Origin of the sequence: Acinetobacter sp. I-MWF, assembly GCF_025433935.1 — a bacterium.
Taxonomy (GTDB): domain Bacteria; phylum Pseudomonadota; class Gammaproteobacteria; order Pseudomonadales; family Moraxellaceae; genus Acinetobacter; species Acinetobacter guillouiae.
This window is the reverse complement of sequence record NZ_JAMBAR010000001.1, coordinates 3,211,892-3,229,390: the sequence shown is the minus strand read 5'-3', so window position 1 is coordinate 3,229,390 and position 17,499 is coordinate 3,211,892. Positions and strand designations below refer to the sequence as shown.

18 protein-coding genes are annotated in these 17,499 nt (G+C 37.2%); 10 read left to right on the top strand and 8 right to left on the bottom strand.

Annotated features, from left to right (window positions below):
* Nucleotide 1: 1 nt before the first annotated feature.
* From M2R48_RS14880 to M2R48_RS14870, 3 genes are all read right to left on the bottom strand, one after another.
* Nucleotides 2–553: a GNAT family N-acetyltransferase gene (locus M2R48_RS14880; RefSeq protein WP_096734789.1), complete on the bottom strand. Its 552-nt coding sequence runs from the start codon at nt 551–553 to the stop codon at nt 2–4.
* A gap of 152 nt (nt 554–705) precedes the next feature.
* Entirely contained in the window at nt 706–1,260 is a 555-nt protein-coding gene (locus M2R48_RS14875; RefSeq protein ID WP_262086602.1) for a GNAT family N-acetyltransferase, read from the bottom strand.
* Nucleotides 1,261–1,283: 23 nt separating this feature from the next.
* A complete protein-coding gene (locus M2R48_RS14870) occupies nt 1,284–1,778 on the bottom strand; it encodes an Lrp/AsnC family transcriptional regulator (RefSeq protein WP_004717233.1) in 495 nt (164 codons plus the stop codon).
* A 116-nt stretch (nt 1,779–1,894) separates the two neighbouring features.
* Here M2R48_RS14870 and M2R48_RS14865 point away from each other — a divergent pair, with 116 nt between their 5' ends.
* From M2R48_RS14865 to M2R48_RS14840, 6 genes are all read left to right on the top strand, one after another.
* Complete coding sequence (locus tag M2R48_RS14865) at nt 1,895–2,500, top strand: LysE family translocator (RefSeq protein WP_056518144.1); 606 nt, start codon at nt 1,895–1,897, stop codon at nt 2,498–2,500.
* A 483-nt stretch (nt 2,501–2,983) separates the two neighbouring features.
* Entirely contained in the window at nt 2,984–3,736 is a 753-nt protein-coding gene (locus M2R48_RS14860; RefSeq protein WP_004823176.1) for an electron transfer flavoprotein subunit beta/FixA family protein, read from the top strand.
* Nucleotides 3,737–3,753: 17 nt separating this feature from the next.
* Entirely contained in the window at nt 3,754–4,686 is a 933-nt protein-coding gene (locus M2R48_RS14855; RefSeq protein WP_004717227.1) for an FAD-binding protein, read from the top strand.
* 736 nt (nt 4,687–5,422) lie between these two features.
* Complete coding sequence (locus tag M2R48_RS14850; protein ID WP_262086601.1) at nt 5,423–6,241, top strand: zinc ribbon domain-containing protein; 819 nt, start codon at nt 5,423–5,425, stop codon at nt 6,239–6,241.
* Nucleotides 6,242–6,765: 524 nt separating this feature from the next.
* Nucleotides 6,766–9,789: a DNA gyrase subunit A gene (gene gyrA / locus M2R48_RS14845; RefSeq protein WP_262086600.1), complete on the top strand. Its 3,024-nt coding sequence runs from the start codon at nt 6,766–6,768 to the stop codon at nt 9,787–9,789.
* Between the two features lie 195 nt (nt 9,790–9,984).
* Entirely contained in the window at nt 9,985–10,299 is a 315-nt protein-coding gene (locus M2R48_RS14840) for a hypothetical protein (protein WP_004823167.1), read from the top strand.
* A gap of 56 nt (nt 10,300–10,355) precedes the next feature.
* Here the strand turns inward: M2R48_RS14840 and M2R48_RS14835 are convergent, their stop codons facing one another.
* Together M2R48_RS14835 and M2R48_RS14830 are read right to left on the bottom strand one after the other, a co-directional pair.
* Entirely contained in the window at nt 10,356–11,114 is a 759-nt protein-coding gene (locus tag M2R48_RS14835) for a nitroreductase family protein (protein ID WP_004717220.1), read from the bottom strand.
* Between the two features lie 97 nt (nt 11,115–11,211).
* Entirely contained in the window at nt 11,212–12,012 is an 801-nt protein-coding gene (locus tag M2R48_RS14830; protein ID WP_004717217.1) for an enoyl-CoA hydratase, read from the bottom strand.
* A gap of 101 nt (nt 12,013–12,113) precedes the next feature.
* On the opposite strand from M2R48_RS14830, the gene M2R48_RS14825 reads away from it, so the two are divergent.
* Together M2R48_RS14825 and M2R48_RS14820 are read left to right on the top strand one after the other, a co-directional pair.
* Complete coding sequence (locus M2R48_RS14825) at nt 12,114–12,680, top strand: nicotinate-nicotinamide nucleotide adenylyltransferase (RefSeq protein ID WP_034612542.1); 567 nt, start codon at nt 12,114–12,116, stop codon at nt 12,678–12,680.
* A 62-nt stretch (nt 12,681–12,742) separates the two neighbouring features.
* Entirely contained in the window at nt 12,743–13,306 is a 564-nt protein-coding gene (locus M2R48_RS14820; RefSeq protein ID WP_262086599.1) for a YceI family protein, read from the top strand.
* Between the two features lie 75 nt (nt 13,307–13,381).
* Here the strand turns inward: M2R48_RS14820 and M2R48_RS14815 are convergent, their stop codons facing one another.
* Nucleotides 13,382–14,293 (bottom strand): LysR family transcriptional regulator, encoded by a 912-nt coding sequence (locus M2R48_RS14815; protein WP_262086598.1) that lies wholly within the window; start codon nt 14,291–14,293, stop codon nt 13,382–13,384.
* Between the two features lie 97 nt (nt 14,294–14,390).
* Between M2R48_RS14815 and gstA the strand changes: the two genes are divergently transcribed.
* Nucleotides 14,391–14,996, top strand: a complete 606-nt coding sequence (gene gstA, locus M2R48_RS14810) for a glutathione transferase GstA (RefSeq protein WP_262086597.1) — start codon at nt 14,391–14,393, stop codon at nt 14,994–14,996.
* Nucleotides 14,997–15,204: 208 nt separating this feature from the next.
* Here gstA and M2R48_RS14805 read toward each other — a convergent pair whose 3' ends face one another.
* The gene (locus M2R48_RS14805; protein ID WP_262086596.1) at nt 15,205–16,095 is read right to left on the bottom strand and encodes a LysR family transcriptional regulator ArgP; all 891 of its coding nucleotides are present in this window, start codon (nt 16,093–16,095) and stop codon (nt 15,205–15,207) included.
* 181 nt (nt 16,096–16,276) lie between these two features.
* Here M2R48_RS14805 and M2R48_RS14800 point away from each other — a divergent pair, with 181 nt between their 5' ends.
* The gene (locus tag M2R48_RS14800) at nt 16,277–16,876 is read left to right on the top strand and encodes a LysE/ArgO family amino acid transporter (RefSeq protein WP_262086595.1); all 600 of its coding nucleotides are present in this window, start codon (nt 16,277–16,279) and stop codon (nt 16,874–16,876) included.
* Between the two features lie 155 nt (nt 16,877–17,031).
* On the opposite strand, the gene M2R48_RS14795 is transcribed toward M2R48_RS14800, so the two are convergent.
* The gene (locus M2R48_RS14795) at nt 17,032–17,493 is read right to left on the bottom strand and encodes a peroxiredoxin (protein ID WP_004823156.1); all 462 of its coding nucleotides are present in this window, start codon (nt 17,491–17,493) and stop codon (nt 17,032–17,034) included.
* Nucleotides 17,494–17,499: the final 6 nt, after the last annotated feature.

Here is a 17,499-nt window from a genome sequence, read left to right as displayed (position 1 = left end):
TTCAATACTCAAATTGAAAATCTTGTTTTTGAATTCGATAGAGCTTCTCTTCATGTAGTGGATGGTGCTCATCAAAATCAGGATGTAGAAAGTCATGAGAAAAGCTCATTCCAATTTTTTTCATGACATTTTGCGAAGCAAGATTATGTTTAGCTGTAAATGCAACAATCTCTTGAAAATTCAGTTCTTCAAATGCAAATCTTAGGCATGCTTGAGCTGCCTCTGTTGCATAGCCTTTATTCCAAAATTTTGGATCAAGTCGCCAGCCAATTTCTATACATGGTGAAAATTCAAATTTTGAGGGTTGTTGATGTAGTCCCACACACCCAATAAACTCTTGGGTTTCAATTAATTCAACGGCCCAAAGTCCCCAGCCTTTGATTTCGATTAAATATTTAATCTGATTTGCCAGTTCGTCACTTTGCTCACGATTTAAAATTTTGGGGAAAAATTGCATCACTTCAGGGTTTGCTGTGATTTTTGCAAATGCATCGTAATCAGAAGCTTGCCATTGTCGAAGTAAAAGACGATCTGTACATAATTCATAAATCATTTTTATTGAGCATCCTGATCAAAGTACTGCTTAGATAGAAAAGAGCGATAATTTTTAACGTATTGCCTCAGTCACATTTGGCTCGATATGCAGATCTTTCTTTTGCGATATACAATTTTACATCGCAGAGATAACCCGCATATTGACCAGCGTTACAGCTTTGGATTTTGTATACGGTAAAGTACATGTTCAGCCAAAGCATGGTTTTTGTCTAAAGCGGGATGCATAAAGTTTTCAACATAATCCATACCAAGTCGTTGCATCACTTTTTCCGAAGCTTGATTCAGTACAGATGTGAAAGAAACAACATGTTCTAAAGCTAATTTTTCAAATGCAAATGCCAAACATTGCTGAGCTGCTTCTGTTGCATAGCCCTGATGCCAATATTGTTGTGCAAATCGCCAACCAATTTCAACACACGGAGAGAAAGCATATCTTTCCGTTCGATTGGCTAGACCCACAAAACCGATAAATTGCTGATTTTCTTTTAACTCAACCGCCCAAAATCCCCAACCATATTCGGTAATTGAGTCTTGAAATCGATGTGCCAAAAGGTCACTTTCGTTTTTTGACAAGTTCGTTGGAAAATACCGCATAACGTCTGGATCAGCATTTAAATCTGCAAAAGCTTCAAAATCACAAGCTTGCCATTGTCTAAGCATAAGTCTGGGTGTTTCTAGTTGAACTGGGGGATTGAATGTTTTCATATTCACCAATCGTATTTTTTGAATTACAAATCTTCAAGAGGTAATTGAAAGCTTTGTTTAATGATTTGACTTGGAACATCCGTTTTTACACTGGTAATACCATTTTTTTTGGTCAAATGTGTCGACTGAAATTTACGATAGCTTTCTAAATCAGGTACCACCACTTTTAACATCGCATCACATTCACCCAAAATAATATAACACTCCATGACCTGAGGCAGTTCTTTCATTGCTTCAATAAAGGTATCAATGGTTTCAGCATCTTGGCCTAACAACCAGATTCTTGAGAATAGCATCAATTGAAAGCCAATTTTTTGTGGATCCACCACTGTTGTATAGTTTTGGATAACTTTGGCTTCCTCTAAGAGTCGAACTCGTCTTAGGCATGATGAGGGCGAGAGCCCAATCTCACGAGCCAAATCATTATTTTGGATTCGACCATTGGCTTGTAAAGCACGAATGATATTTTTATCAATACGGTCTAACTTAATTAGAATAGTCTTAGATGAAATTTTCATAAATTAGAATTTAATTTGAAAAATAAGCATTATTATAGAATATTTGAAATCCTATTTTAAGCATTTTAAAAGATACTGTTTTCTTCTCTCAGTCAAACTTCAGAAAGGGAAAAGAGATGTCTGTATTTGTACTTTTTGCCTTAACGGTACTTCCGTTAATTTTCACACCAGGACCAGATATGTTATTTATCCTGTCACAAGTGATAGGTAAAGATGCGAAAGCAGGCATGATGGCGACAATCGGTATTTGTTCTGGCTATCTGGTTCATTCGATTCTGGTTGCGCTTGGCATTGCCGCAATTATTGTTTCATTCCCAGTATTGTTTGAGACGATTCGATATTTGGGGATCGCCTATTTATTGTATTTGGCATTTCATTTGATTAAATCAGTATTTAGCCAAAAGACATTACGTATTGAGCAGAAAGCAGTTTCAAATCCTATTCGTAAAGGCTTTGTTACGGCATTGTTGAATCCAAAGGGCATGTTGATCTATTTTGCGATTTTGCCACAATTCATCGATAAATCAGGCAACACCGTGTTTCAAGGCTTAGCCTTGTCAGCAATTTTTATTGCTTTGATATTCTTAGTGTATTGTGGTTTGAGCCTTTTGATTGCTCAATTGACCAAAGAGCAGCACATCAATGAACGTAAGCAAAAATGGATTGATGGTGGTTCAGGGACTTTGTTGACCATTGCAGCCGCATGGTTATTGGCAAATTAATCCAAGCAGAAACAAACGGGTGATTCTGAAAAGAAGCCCGTTTTTGCATATTTAGTATTTTGTTACAAGTTTAATGCCAAAAAGTTCACAAATTTAATCAATAAACATACTTAGAAAAATTGCTGAATCTGTCTAAAATGACAGAGCGTAGCAGTATCGATGAAAGGGTAGTGTCATCCCTTTGATTGATTGATAATTTATCTTAATTCTTTTGATTATTTATACAGAATCTATACAAATAATGTTATTTATCAATATATAAATATTGTCGAAATAGTAGCCTTACGTGTCTAAGTTAAATTATTTAGAAAAAATGTGAACTGTACGTTCAAGCTTTTTTATGACTTTTTACAGTAGTTTTGCGAATTGTGACTTGACCGAAATGCCAATCACATTGCAAGATAGGACACCTAAATAATTTTAAATGAAGCGTTATTATAACTCTTCTTAACATTTACTTTTGCTAAAACAGCCGAGGATTACATGAAGGCTCTTGTTGCTGTAAAACGTGTGGTTGATGCCAACGTTAAAGTTCGCGTTAAACCGGACAATAGTGGGGTAGACCTTACTAACGTTAAAATGTCAATTAACCCATTCGATGAAATCGCAGTTGAAGAAGCGGTTCGCTTAAAAGAAAAAGGAACAGTTTCAGAAATCGTTGTTGTTTCTATTGGACCAAAAGAAGCGCAAGAACAAATTCGTTCTGCTATGGCGCTTGGTGCAGACCGCGGTATTTTAGTTGAGGCTGATGACAGTCAACTTGGCGCTTTAGAAGTTGCTAAAATCCTAAAAGCTGTTGTTGAACAAGAACAACCACAACTTGTGCTTTTAGGTAAGCAAGCAATTGATGACGACTCTAACCAAGTTGGTCAGATGTTGGGTGCTTTACTTGGCGCTGGTCAAGGTACATTTGCTTCTGTAGTAACAGTAAATGGCGATAAAGTTCAAGTAACTCGTGAAGTTGATGGTGGTTTACAAACTGTTGAGTTAAATACTCCAGCGATCATCACCACTGACTTACGTTTGAATGAGCCACGTTATGCTGCGCTTCCAAACATTATGAAAGCACGTAAAAAGCCACTTGATACGAAAACTCCTGCAGATTTCGGTGTTACAGCAACTTCTAAACTTAAAACAGTTAAAGTTGAACCACCTGCAGAGCGTAAAGCTGGTGTACAAGTGAAGTCTGTAGACGAGCTTGTTGAAAAACTTAAAAATGAAGCGAAAGTGATCTAATACAGAAGGATAAAATCATGAGTATTTTAGTTATCGCTGAGCACGACAATAAGACACTTAACGGTGCAACTTTAAACGTTGTTGCTGCGGCTCAAAAAATCGGTGGTGATATCACTGTATTGGTTGCAGGTTCTGGTGCTCAAGCAGTTGCAGATGCTGCTGCGAAAGTTGCTGGTGTAAGCAAAGTTTTGCTTGCTGATGATGCAGCTTATGCAAACCAATTGGCTGAAAACGTAGCGAAACTTGTTGCTGAATTAGGTAAAGGTTATTCACATATTCTTGCTGCTTCAACAACAACAGGTAAGAACATCTTGCCACGCGCTGCTGCACTTTTAGACTCAAGCATGATTACTGACATCATTGCTGTTGAAGGTCCTAAAACTTTCAAACGTCCAATTTATGCAGGTAATGCAATTGCTACAGTTCAATCTGACGAAGCAATTGTTCTTGCAACTGTACGTGGTACAGCTTTTGATCCTGTTGCTGCTGAAGGCGGTTCTGCTGCAGTTGAATCAGCGGCTTCTACAGGTGATGCAGGTATTTCTAAGTTCATTTCTGAAGAAATTGTGAAATCAGAACGTCCTGAATTAACTGCTGCGCGTATCGTTGTATCGGGTGGTCGTGGTGTTGGTTCTGGTGAGAACTATCATAAAGTACTTGATCCACTTGCTGACAAGCTTAGTGCTGCTCAAGGTGCTTCACGTGCTGCGGTTGATGCTGGCTTCGTTCCTAACGATATGCAAGTTGGTCAAACTGGTAAAATCGTTGCGCCTGATCTCTACATCGCTGTAGGTATTTCTGGTGCGATCCAGCATTTGGCAGGTATGAAAGATTCTAAAGTGATTGTTGCAATCAACAAAGATGAAGAAGCACCAATCAATGCTGTAGCTGACTACTGGTTAGTTGGTGATTTGAATACTGTTGTTCCAGAATTAGTTTCTAAACTTTAATTCTCGAATTAAGTTTCAAAAAAACGCACTTAGGATTTCCTAAGTGCGTTTTTTTATTTTAGAAATTTATTGAATACGTAGATGGATGGTGTGCACGGATAAATAAAGTCGTGATGGTGGGTTATTCTCTATTCTAATAAAGAAACTCTGAGTAGCTTCTCTCATCAGTCCTTTTTATAGTCTAAATCAACTTAAAAGTTCCTTTATTGTCATTTTTTCTCATAGGGATAAGGAACCTTGCAAAACTCATATGATTTGCGCTACACGATCTTTTTTTGATTTATAAAAGTGGTTTTAAACATAAGCTGACATAAAATAAAAATAGTGATCAAAAATGCTATTTTCATTTTTTCTGATCTTAATTTTTATGTTTAAGATGCTACATCTTCAGTGATTATTTTATCAATAAGTAATTGATATAGGGAGATCAATGCTTTGGCGAAAAGAACAAGAGAGAATCAGTGGATAAATACCTTGAAGTCCAATTTTAAACCCGATAAGATCAAAGCATAAACACAATTAAATTTTCCATCGTATACTGGCGACATACAGAAAATTCCAGTGTAAATCAGCTGCTACAGACATAACATTGTATTTAATCCTGTAGTATCTCTTGCCCATTCTTTTAATTCTATACTTGTTGGCGCGTTAGACTGGCTGATTCTGTCGTTTTAAATCCTCGCGCTTTTCCATTATTGCTCAATTCCTTATCATCTCACCTAGAATAGCTATAAATATGAAGTGTCCTAAATGTTACGCTGAGAATATCAATGAAGCCATGAAATGTGGTATTTGTGGTACTCGTTTAAAACAGGTTAAACAGACCAACAATTTAACAGGTAATAGCAATGTTGAATTTTCTGTACGTCGTGAAAATAAGCAAGAGCAGTCAAATCCCACGCATAATATAAAACCTCGTCAGACTCCGCTGAACAATGAAACCGAGAGCAATCAGCATGCTTCTGTAGGTGATAAGGCGAGTGCGTTACTTGAATCGTGGCAGCAGAGAGTCGCAAATACTCAAAGAGAGTCGCAAAATCAGCCTAAAAAGAAAAATTTTAAAATTGTCTGGATACTTTTAGCTGTATTTATGTTTGGTCCCGCAGTGCTTGGGGTTATTTCAAGTGTGGTTATTCCTATCGTAATGTCTGTTATTGGGTCATCCAATCAAGATGAGGCCGCGACAACAGAAGAAGCACTACCCGCAAGCGAAGAGGTGGTGTCTAATGAATACCAAGCACGTTATTTTGATATGCAAGCTTATCAAGCACGCTTAGCACAGTATTATGATGCCAAGCATCGTTTTGCGACGAGCCTAAAAGATATTGAAAAGTTTGAACAGACCCAGTTTAGTGATTTTATTTTTGAACAAATTGAAATCACACAGCAAGGGATTTTAGTGGGTAAATTCACTGATGCGCCTGCAAGTCGAATATATATGGTTCCGCAGCTGGAAAATAATCAAATTCGTGATTGGCAGTGTTATCGCGTAGCAATCAGTGATGATTTGCTGCAACACTGTGAATTGCTTCAGGCAGATCCATATAAATTATAGAAATTTACAACACTCTATATTTGGAAGTGTTTAGATTTTTTTGATCAGTGGGGTGGACTTAGTATCACTTTCTCATATTTTTTGCCATATCGGATTTTATATGGCAATTTTCATGTTTGAGTTGTTTTAATCGATCCGATACAAACCTGTTTGATGTGATTGATTTTTTACTGATAAACATCGCAAAAATAGTGAATGAAGCACACCATTGAGTATGATTGGATAGATAAAAATAGGTCAGGTTTTGAGATAAAAATACCCAATCATTTATAAATTTAGCGATGCTTAATTGAGCGCCCAATCAGGCGATTTTTTATTGTCAATAAATCGTTAAAATTGTTTAAAAATACTACAAAAAATCATGATTATAGTGTGGTCGGATAGGCACAAAATCGCTTGGTTTTATGCTATACTGTGCGACTGAATTTTAGATTTTGGCTCAACGCTTTTTGAGCTAAATTTTGACTAGCTAGATTATATAAATGAGCAGTTGCTGCTTGCACTGTTTGTAATAAGGAGTATGCATGAGCGTATCGGAAATTAGACCGATTGCCATTGAGGATGAACTAAAAAGCTCATATCTCGATTATGCCATGAGTGTTATTGTATCTCGTGCATTACCAGACGTGAGAGATGGTTTAAAACCTGTTCATCGTCGTGTGCTGTTCGCTATGCACGAGTTAGGCAACGACTATAACAAAGCCTATAAAAAATCTGCACGTGTTGTTGGTGACGTAATCGGTAAATATCACCCACATGGTGATTCAGCTGTTTATGAAACAATTGTTCGTATGGCTCAAGATTTTAGTCTACGTTATCAATTAGTTGATGGTCAGGGTAACTTTGGTTCTGTCGATGGTGATAGCGCAGCAGCAATGCGTTATACCGAAGTCCGTATGCGTAAGCTCACCCATGAAATGTTGGCTGACTTAGAAAAAGATACAGTCGAGTGGGAAGATAACTACGATGGCTCTGAGCGTATTCCTCAGGTTATGCCAACACGTATTCCTAACTTATTGATCAATGGTGTGACAGGGATTGCTGTCGGTATGGCGACCAACATGGCGCCACACAACATGACAGAAGTAGTTAATGCATGTTTGGCTTATGCAAATAATCCGAACATCTCAATTGAAGGATTGATGGAATATATTTCTGGTCCAGATTTTCCTACAGGCGGCATTATCTATGGTAAATCAGGAATTGTAGATGCTTACCGTACAGGTAAAGGTCGTTTGCATATTCGTGGTAAATACCATTTTGAAGAAGATCAGAAAACTGGTCGTACAACGATTGTTTTCACTGAAATTCCTTATCAGGTCAATAAAGCAAGAACCATTGAACGTATTGCTGAATTGGTCAAAGAGAAAAAACTTGAAGGTATTTCAGAACTTCGAGACGAATCTGATAAAGATGGGATGCGTATTGCAATTGACTTAAAGCGTGGTGAAAACGCTGAAGTTATTGTCAATAACTTATTTTTAAATACTCAACTTGAAAATTCATTCAGTATCAACATGGTTTGCCTAGACAATGGCCAACCTAAACTGATGAATTTAAAAGACATCATTGCGGCATTTATTCGTCACCGTCAAGAAGTAGTGACACGCCGTACCATGTTTGAATTACGGAAAGCGCGTGAGCGTGGTCATATCTTAGAAGGTTTGACTGTTGCTTTAGCCAATATTGATGAAATCATCGAAACCATTAAGACTTCTGCGAATCCAGCTGAAGCACGTGAGCGTTTACTTGCTGGCGAATGGGCGGGTGGAAATGTTGTTGCATTGCTAGAAAAAGCGGGTGCAATTTCAGTTCGCCCGGATGAGATTGAAGGTGAAGATCCAAGTCGCCCATTTGGTTTAGATGGTCAGCTTTATCGTTTATCTCCAGCTCAGGTTGGTGCAATTTTAGAATTACGTTTACATCGTTTAACCGGTCTTGAACAAGATAAGTTACAAGCTGAATATTCTGAAATTTTAGCTCAAATTGCTGAACTTACAGCAATTTTAAATGACTTCAATCTTTTGATGAATGTGATCCGTGAAGAACTTGCATTGGTTCTTCAACAATATGGCGATGCACGTAAAACGGACATTGTTGAATCACGTATTGATTTCTCTCGTGAAGATTTGATTCCAGAAGAGCAAGTTGTTTTAACTGTTTCAAAAACAGGTTATGCAAAAACTCAACCATTGTCTGATTATGCTGCTCAGCGCCGTGGTGGACGTGGTAAATCTGCAACCTCGATGAAAGAAGATGATTATATTCAACATTTAATCGTGACATCGAACCATGCAACTGTTCTGTGCTTTACCAATGTAGGTAAAGTTTATCGCTTAAGAGTATTTGAAGTACCTCAAGCGTCACGTGGTGCAAAAGGCCGCCCAATGGTGAACTTATTACCATTGGATGCAGAAGAGACCATTACAGCGATTCTTCCTGTAATTGATGCTCCGAAGAAATTTACTGAGCGTTTAACTGAGTTTAGAACTTTTGTCCGTGCCAACGTTGCTCAACTGCGTGAAAACACAATTATCGACTCACATTACGAAGCACTAAAAGCTGCGTTTGCAGAGCTTGGTGAAAATCCAGATGACTTATCAGATGCTTTACGTAAGCAACTCAAAGAAATTGGTATTGAGCTTTCTGCTTCTGATATTGATGATGAATTAATTGCTGAATTTGCTGAACGTGTAGAAAGTGTGCGTAAAAACTTCTATGTATTTATGGCAACAGCATCAGGTACAGTAAAACGTGTTGAATTAGAGCAGTTTGGTAATGTTCGTTCAAATGGTTTACGTGCCATTGAGTTGAAAGAAGAAGATACTTTAATTGGTGTTGCAATTACTGATGGTGAACAGCAAATTATGTTGTTCTCAAATGAAGGTAAAGCAATCCGTTTCTCTGAAACTGATGCTCGTGTGATGGGGCGTACTGCGAAAGGTGTTCGTGGTATGCGTGTGGCATTGGCTGCAGCACAAACAGAAGAAGATGTTGAAATTGAAGTAGATTCAGATGATGAAGATACTGCAGATTCAAATACCAATGTGGTTAGCCGAATCGTTTCGTTAGTTGTTGTACCAGAAACTGGCGAAGTGTTATGTGCTTCTGCAAATGGTTATGGTAAACGTACACCAGTAGATGACTTCCCAACCAAAAAACGTGGTGGTAAAGGTGTTATTGCCATTAAAACATCTGAACGTAATGGTGAGTTAGTGGGCGCTGTTGCCATCGATGAATCTAAAGAATTGATGTTGATTTCTGATGGTGGAACACTGGTTCGTACCCGTGCTTCTGAAGTAGCGCGAACTGGTCGTAATGCCCAAGGTGTCCGTTTGATCCGCTTAGGTAATGAAGAAGTCTTGGTCGGTGTGGTTGCGGTTGAAGCTGTAGAAGCTGATGATGAGATTATCGATCAGTTAGACGCGATCGAAGGCGAGACTGCTTTAGATTCAGAGAATTTAATTGATTCTGAAAAATTAGTTGATGATGAAACTGTTATGGATGAAGATGAAACTGAGTCTGATAATACTGAATCTGACGAGTAATTTTTAGAGAAATAAGAAGAGCGCTTAGGCGCTCTTTTTTTTTGTATTATTATCAAGCTTATAAAATCTACAGTTCTGTTTAAATCTTATGAATTGAACTAACGATATATAGCTTTTTCTAACGAAAACCAAATAAAAAATAAGTAAAAGTAAATATGAACAAAGCTATAATCGAGTTTTTGAATATAAAATAATATGCTTAAACTGATCTACTATGTTCCAGAATCACACCTTGAAGCTACCAAACTTGCAATTTTTCAAGCAGGAGCGGGTGGTATTGGTGATTATGAACATTGCGCTTGGCAAGTGTTAGGAACAGGGCAATTTAAACCGTTAAGCGGTGCAAAGCCTTTTATTGGCGAGTTAGATCATTTAGAGCAATTGCCTGAATGGCGAGTGGAAACCATCGTTCCTGAACACAAGGCCAAACAAGTGGCAATCGCTTTAAAAGCAAGTCATCCTTATGAAGAACCTGCTTTTGAGTTTATTCAAATGATTGATATTGAATAATAGTTTAAAAATCTCAACCCTGTTTTGAACAGAGAGGAGGAATTTATAAGCTAAAATTAAACTTTTTGAATAAACAAATCACGATCAAAACGGTATTGTGGGAAGAATACGCCATCTTCAGCACGTTCACCGGCACTAATCACCATGACTGGAAATTCTTTATCACCTAGATTAAGGATCTTACGAACTAAGGGTTCATCAAAACCTTCCATCATGCAACTGTCAAAACCATAAGCACGTAGAGCCAATACCAAGTTTTCACAAGCCAAGGCTGTCGTTTTACTGGCCCAAAGCTTTGCATCAGCTGGGTTAAACGCAGTAACAGGAAGTTGTTTATCTAAAGTGCGTGCAACTTTAAAAGCCACTTTTTTAAAGTTACCTAAAGCATTCAGATAACCAGTTTTATAGTTATATGCGATAAATTTATAATATTGTTTTACCGCTCTTGGCGCTTCAGGCATGGGGAAATGGGTTAAATTGTTTTTTGCCATTTCATCAATACGGTCAATACGTGCCACACATACAATCAGTTCTGCGGCTGTTTTTGCTGATAATTGGCTTAAACAAGCTTTGACTAATTGTTTCTTTTTCGCTTGAGACTGAACCACATAGAACGTCCAAGGCTGAAGATTTGATGAGTTTGGTGCCAATAAAGCCAAATCTAAACAAGCATCTAAAACATCGGCAGGAATTTGCTTTTCAGTGTATTTACGGACTGAGCGACGACTTTCTATGACTTTACGGAAATTTTCAATATCGATATCTTGTGGAGCGGGTTCGTAATAGCGCTTCTTGGTCGTTGTATCTTGTGACATGATCTTTACCCACAATTAAATGAACAGTTTTATTGGATGCAAAATGAGCAAAGCCACTGAATATTAGTCATGCAGTGGCTTTGATCAGATTACTCAATTAATTAAATTGAGAGAAGTTTGGCTTACGCTTTTGCATAAATGCAGCAACGGCTTCAGCCATTTCAGGTGATTTAACGCGTTGCATAAAGATCACCGCTTCATCATCCACGCATTGAATAATCTCTTCAAGATTATGCTTCATTAACGCTTTGGTTTGTTTGATTGAAGCCAATGGAAGTGCTGCAAGGGTTTGTGCTTGATGCAAAGCGTGACCATATACATCGTCTTCAATACTATTGATTAAGCCAGCATTGAGTGCTTTTTCACTGTTAAATTTTTGTGCAGTTAACAGCAATTCAGCCGCTTTATGATATCCCGCTTGTTGAATTAAGAGTTTGCTTGAAGCACCCTCAGGAGAAAGCCCTAAGCTAACAAATGGGATTTGGAATAGGGCAGTATTGTCTGCATAAACGAGGTCAGCATGTAAAAGTACTGTTACTCCGATCCCAATCGCTACACCACGGACTGCACAGATCAGTGGTTTAGATAAACGTGCAGCAGATTTTAATAATACAAATGGAGGACCATCACCTTCTTTACCTTCAAGTGGTTGTTGAATGAAAGCCATAAAGTCTTTCATATCATTACCCGCACTAAAGTCAGCATCTGCACCACGTAAGATCACCACACGAACATCACGATCTTGATCAGCCTCATCTAAGGCTTTTGCAATCCATAGATACAATTCACCATACAGTGCATTTTTTGCTTCTGGTCGATTAATTGCTAAAGTCAGTACACCATTCTCTAAATTTGCGTTTAAATGTTGATGTGGCTGTTGAATACAACTAAGTGTCATCGTACTATCCTTGCTTTAAAATTTAATTGGATTTTATGCCCTCATTATGTCGCATATTTGAAATTCTGTTGCAACTGATGAGTTCATAAAAAATTACTTTTATGACTTATAAATTTGATTATCTTGTTTATATTGGACGTTTTCAGCCCTTTCATCTCGCGCATATGCAAACTATTAAAATTGCATTACAACAAAGCCAATATGTAATTTTGGCCTTGGGTTCTGCGCAAAATGAACGGAATACTAAAAATCCTTTTCTGGCATCAGAACGGGAACAAATGATTTTGTCTAATTTTTCTGAAGCGGATCAAAAACGAATCAAATTTGTACATGTTATTGATGTTTATAATGATACTAAATGGGTAGAGCTGGTTAAGTCCTTGGTCAATGCTACAGTTTTAGAGACTGATAAGATTGGTTTAATTGGTCACTTTAAAGATGATTCATCTTATTACTTAAAACTATTTCCAGAATGGCAAATGGTTGAACTGGATAGTTTAGTCGGCTCTATTTCTGCGACCCCGTTACGTGAAGCGTATTATCGTGGTGAAATTTATCAGGTCGAATTTCCTTTGGGCACAGCGGAGTTTTTAGAGAAATTTCAAAAAACGGAAATTTACCAACAATTAAAATACAAATACCAAACGCAAGACAAATCAAATCTTTAATGTTTTTTGTGTGCATTGCAATACACTGAATAGAAATATATAGAATATGAATGGAGTATTGCATGCAGTTTAAATCAGTCGCTATAAACGCGGCTTTATTGGGTAGCTTCGTTATTTCGATTTCAAGTTATGCCGCGTCTTGGACATTGACACCCAATAGTGATGTTGGATTTCATATCGACTCATTGGGTATGAACATCGTCAAAGGGCAATTTAAGCGCGTTAATTCTGCCCTTAATTTTGATACGAGCGCTCCCCAAAATGCATCTACTGAATTTGTGATGGATGTAAATAGCCTAAGTATTAATAAATCTTCCTTGAAAAATATGATTATGGGTGAAGACTTATTCTATGCTGCTAAATATCCTTCCGCTTCTTTTAAAAGTACCGCATTTAAATCGCTTGCTAATAATAAGTATCTAATTTCAGGTAATTTAACCTTGCGGAATGTGACTAAGCCTGTAACTTTTAATGCGACAATTAAACCCAATCTAAATAATCCAAAATTGCTGGATTTTAGTTCTACTACAGTCATAAAGCGTAGTGATTTCGGAATGAAAAAAGCTGTGGGTGGCGTTGGAGAAAAAGTGAATATCCAAGTGTCTGGGCAGTGGAAAGCACAATAGAGAACAGCAGAGATAGAAAGGATCAGGGTACGTTATTTTCTAATCTCATCGTTATTTCGGGCCTGTTTTTTTAGTCTAATATTTTAGATGTTCAATTAAAAAATCAATGAATAAGCGGATGTGTCGTTGTTCATATTTATTCTTAGGATAAAGCAGGGAAAATTGCCGTTGAGTACCTGAATATTGTTGTAGGACTTCGACCAGCTTTCCTTGTTTTAAGTCATTTTCAATAATAAAACGACAGGTTTGCAATAGGCCACCACCATGTTGAGCTAAGGTAATGGTGGCTAAAATATCTTCACTGCAATTCAAGTGTCCTCGCGTTTGAATCTCTACAACTTCATTTTCAATGAGCATAGACCAAGGCACTTCTTTTCCTGTGCTGGGTAAGATAAATTGAATACATTGATGATGTTGTAAATCGGCAATCTCAGTAGGTGTGCCATGTTTCTTTAAGTATTCAGGAGAGGCGACAATCAGTAAGTCGGCTTTTTCTAAACAACGAGCGATTAAATTGGATTCAGGCACATTACGCCCCCGAATTGCAAGATCAAAACCTTCGGTAATGAAATCTACATTTTTATTGGTGAGCTGTATATCCAAGTTAATTTCAGGGTAAAGCTGCTGGAATTTAGGTAACAGAGGTAGAACTCTAAAGTGACCAAAAGGTGTTGGTAAACTCATCCTGATTGTTCCAGAAGGTTGAGCTGATTTATTTTTTAATCTTAATTCGACTTCAGCAATTTGTTTGAGTGCCTGCTGACACTCTAAAAAATATTCCTCACCCGCTTGGGTTAAACGAACATTGCGTGTTGTTCGATTAAACAGTTGAATCCCTAAGCGACCTTCTAAACGAGCAATGGATCGACTTACTGCTGCGGGTGTCAAACCAGCTTGATAGGCAGCCTTGGAAAAACTTCGTTGCTCAGCAACGAGACAAAATATTTCAACACTACTCAACATTGTTCGTTTGAATGTTGTGTTCATTATATACACCATGTAATAACTGAATTGATATTATGAGTATTTATTGTTCATGATGTTAAGAATAGCATGAAGTTAAAGCCACTTAAGGAATAAGTAGATGCAACTTTTTTACACAGCGGGTGCATGTTCACTTGCCCCTCATATCGTATTACAAGAAATTAACCAAGATTTTAATTTAGTGAAAGTTTCTTTTAAAAATCACCAGACGGAACAAGGTCAGGATTTTTTGAAAATTAACACTAAAGGTCAAGTGCCATTTTTAATCAGTGATGATGGCTTACATTTGAGTGAGGGTGCGATCATTAGCCAGTATTTGGCTGAGACTGCTAAACGTAGTGATTTATTACCTACATTTGGCGATTTAAAGCGCTATAAAGTATTGGAGTGGATGAACTACATTAGTTCGGAATTACATAAATCGTATGCACCATTTTTTCAAAAAGGGTTTGATGATACGAGTAAAAATATTTTTAAAGAGAAATTATTAAAACAATATATATGGGTCGACGAGCAAATTCATGATTCGGAAAATCTGTTGGGGCAAGGATTTACCATTGCAGAGATTTACTTATTTGTTGTGACTCGTTGGGCAACATTGATTAATTTGGACTTAAGTCATTTGAAATCTTTACAGGCTTTTATGGCGCAAATGCAACAACATCCATCTGTACAAAAAGCCATGCAAGCTGAAGGTCTTCTTTAGGAAAAACATCCAATGCCGTATGTTTTATAAATACTGAGTAAAACTACGGCAGCTCTAAGCTTGAAGTATGTGATTGAAGCAAAGTATTTCTATGATGTTTTAACACTGCTTTATAGCGAAAATCGTGGCTGGGTTATTCTAAAAGTTTTTCATTATAGGCATTAAAATAAGATACTTTAATTTAGGATGAGTTGTAGCTCTATAAAGCTTAATCCAGAATAGACTGAGTATTGCGAATTAAATCTAATGTGAGCTTTTCCAGTTGCTTAGATTGTTGTTTCCAATGATGCCAATATAGATGTAAATCGGTTCTTGCTTTGGGCATAATTTCAAGCAATTGTCCTGTTGCTAATTCTTTTTGAATTTGCATTTTAGGTACCATGCCATAACCCAAGTCGAGCAAAATCGCATCTACAAAAGATGTTGCAGAAGGAATAAAGTGGCATGGATAGCTGCTTGGCATCAAGCCAAAAACGTGTTGTAAAACTTCGGCATGTACATGGTCTTTATCATTAAAAATAACAGCAGGGATATGCCGTAACGTTTCACGTTGAATACCATGCTGAAAGTAAGTGTGAATAAAATTCGGTGTAGCAACCATCCTATAGCTCATTGTACCTAAATGAATCGCCTCACAGCCTTTCATAGGTTTTGATTCGGTCGAGATACAGGCATTGACCAATCCCGCTTCAAGAAGGTGGTGGGTTTGGGTTTGATCATCAATTTTTAAATCTATAACAATTTTTTCTTTGAGTAAGGTATGTTGAATTGTGGGTAATAGCCATGTCACCAATGAATCGGCATTAGTGGCGATATTTAATTTAAAAAATTGTGATTGCGAACTTTGTCCTTGAAGATTCTGAATTAAATTTTGTTCCATCAAGCGATGATGTTGCAGGAAAAGTAACACTTCCTGACCTGCTTGAGTAACTTTACATGGTCTTTCTCGAATGATCAGCACTTGTCCAAGTTGTTTTTCCAAAGTTTGTAGACGTAGCGTTACTGCTGATGCTGTGATATTTAAACGAATAGCAGCTTGTTCAAAGCTACCTGTTTCGGCAACCGCTAGAAATGCTTCACTATGCTTACTTTGTAACATGCTGATCCTCTAAAAAATTGGGCGTTTTTTATATAAAGATACAAGTTATTTTAAAAATGCCACATTATTAGTAACTAAGAAAAACTTAACTAAGATGATATTAATTTAGAAATACTCATTTAAAGAGATAAGTTTGGATAATAGCACAGTCCATTCAAAACTTTAAAAGTGTAGTTTTAAAATGTTGCAAAGTTATATGCAGGGGTTGGCTGTTGGGTTTAGCTTGATTATTGCAATTGGCGCTCAAAATGCTTTTGTACTCAAACAAGGTTTAAAGAAGCAACATGTATTTTGGGTTTGCGTGGTCTGTGCCGCATCTGACTCGATTTTAATTTTATTGGGTGTACTGGGATTTTCTAAAGTCATTCAAACGCATCCAGAGTTTGTCGATTGGGCAAAATATTTTGGAGCAACGTTTTTATTGATCTATGGGGCGCAACATTTTCTACAAGCTTTTAGAACATCGACAGGTTTAAAACCGAGTGAAAAAAATGAATCCAAGCTGATGAAAATGCTTCTAATTTGTTTAGCTTTAACTTGGCTTAATCCACATGTTTATTTGGATACAGTGGTTTTAATTGGTTCTATATCGACAAAGTTTGAAGCTACCGCGCTTTATTTTGCGATTGGTGCAGTAACAGCATCGTGGTTATTCTTCTTTAGCTTAGGTTTTGGTGCACGCTTTTTACTCCCGGTTTTTCAAAATCAACGTTCATGGCAAATATTAGATTTTATTATTGCATTGGTTATGTGGGGAATTGCAATCTCTTTGCTGCTTTGATTGGTATTGTTGGATCAAGTCAGCGTAATGATCTTTTTTAATGTGGAAAGAGGGAACAATCTATATCGGGCTTGAGGATGTTTTCAATAAGAAGATTCTAGTCCCTGACACGCTTAAAATCATGTTAACTTTAGAGCGAGTAGGGACTTTTGCAGTTAAGCTTTTTGTAGTGCTTTTAAGTCTTCTAAAACTTGTTCAGCATGTCCAGCCGCTTTAACTTTACGATACTCTTTAACCAGTTTGCCTTGATGATAAATAAACGTTGAGCGCTCAATCCCCATCACTTGTTTACCATACATATTTTTTTCTTTAATCACATCAAAGTGTTTACATAATACTTCTTCTTTGTCACTGATCAGATTAATGGTCAATGCTTGCTTCTCCGTAAAGTTTTGATGTGCTTTTACAGAGTCACGAGATACACCAATGATGGTGGTATTTAAAGCGTCAAATTGGTCTTTTATACAAGAGAAACCAACCGCTTGAGTGGTACAGCCAGGTGTAGAATCTTTTGGATAAAAATATAAAACTAACCAATCTGTAGAGAGCTCAGTGAGGTTGATTTCACCTGTCGTCGTTGGGAATTTCTGATTCGGAAGTTGTATTTGTTCAGTCATTGTTTG

What these genes read in the sequence shown, in the direction of transcription:
- gyrA (WP_262086600.1), top strand. Translation starts at nt 6,766, where the DNA reads ATGAGCGTATCGGAAATTAGACCGATTGCCATTGAGGATGAACTAAAA.
- M2R48_RS14880 (WP_096734789.1), bottom strand. Translation starts at nt 553, where the DNA reads ATGATTTATGAATTATGTACAGATCGTCTTTTACTTCGACAATGGCAA.
- M2R48_RS14875 (WP_262086602.1), bottom strand. Translation starts at nt 1,260, where the DNA reads ATGAAAACATTCAATCCCCCAGTTCAACTAGAAACACCCAGACTTATG.
- M2R48_RS14815 (WP_262086598.1), bottom strand. Translation starts at nt 14,293, where the DNA reads ATGAACACAACATTCAAACGAACAATGTTGAGTAGTGTTGAAATATTT.
- M2R48_RS14795 (WP_004823156.1), bottom strand. Translation starts at nt 17,493, where the DNA reads ATGACTGAACAAATACAACTTCCGAATCAGAAATTCCCAACGACGACA.
- M2R48_RS14855 (WP_004717227.1), top strand. Translation starts at nt 3,754, where the DNA reads ATGAGTATTTTAGTTATCGCTGAGCACGACAATAAGACACTTAACGGT.
- M2R48_RS14850 (WP_262086601.1), top strand. Translation starts at nt 5,423, where the DNA reads ATGAAGTGTCCTAAATGTTACGCTGAGAATATCAATGAAGCCATGAAA.
- M2R48_RS14860 (WP_004823176.1), top strand. Translation starts at nt 2,984, where the DNA reads ATGAAGGCTCTTGTTGCTGTAAAACGTGTGGTTGATGCCAACGTTAAA.
- M2R48_RS14835 (WP_004717220.1), bottom strand. Translation starts at nt 11,114, where the DNA reads ATGTCACAAGATACAACGACCAAGAAGCGCTATTACGAACCCGCTCCA.
- M2R48_RS14820 (WP_262086599.1), top strand. Translation starts at nt 12,743, where the DNA reads ATGCAGTTTAAATCAGTCGCTATAAACGCGGCTTTATTGGGTAGCTTC.
- M2R48_RS14840 (WP_004823167.1), top strand. Translation starts at nt 9,985, where the DNA reads ATGCTTAAACTGATCTACTATGTTCCAGAATCACACCTTGAAGCTACC.
- gstA (WP_262086597.1), top strand. Translation starts at nt 14,391, where the DNA reads ATGCAACTTTTTTACACAGCGGGTGCATGTTCACTTGCCCCTCATATC.
- M2R48_RS14865 (WP_056518144.1), top strand. Translation starts at nt 1,895, where the DNA reads ATGTCTGTATTTGTACTTTTTGCCTTAACGGTACTTCCGTTAATTTTC.
- M2R48_RS14800 (WP_262086595.1), top strand. Translation starts at nt 16,277, where the DNA reads ATGTTGCAAAGTTATATGCAGGGGTTGGCTGTTGGGTTTAGCTTGATT.
- M2R48_RS14825 (WP_034612542.1), top strand. Translation starts at nt 12,114, where the DNA reads ATGACTTATAAATTTGATTATCTTGTTTATATTGGACGTTTTCAGCCC.
- M2R48_RS14805 (WP_262086596.1), bottom strand. Translation starts at nt 16,095, where the DNA reads ATGTTACAAAGTAAGCATAGTGAAGCATTTCTAGCGGTTGCCGAAACA.
- M2R48_RS14830 (WP_004717217.1), bottom strand. Translation starts at nt 12,012, where the DNA reads ATGACACTTAGTTGTATTCAACAGCCACATCAACATTTAAACGCAAAT.
- M2R48_RS14870 (WP_004717233.1), bottom strand. Translation starts at nt 1,778, where the DNA reads ATGAAAATTTCATCTAAGACTATTCTAATTAAGTTAGACCGTATTGAT.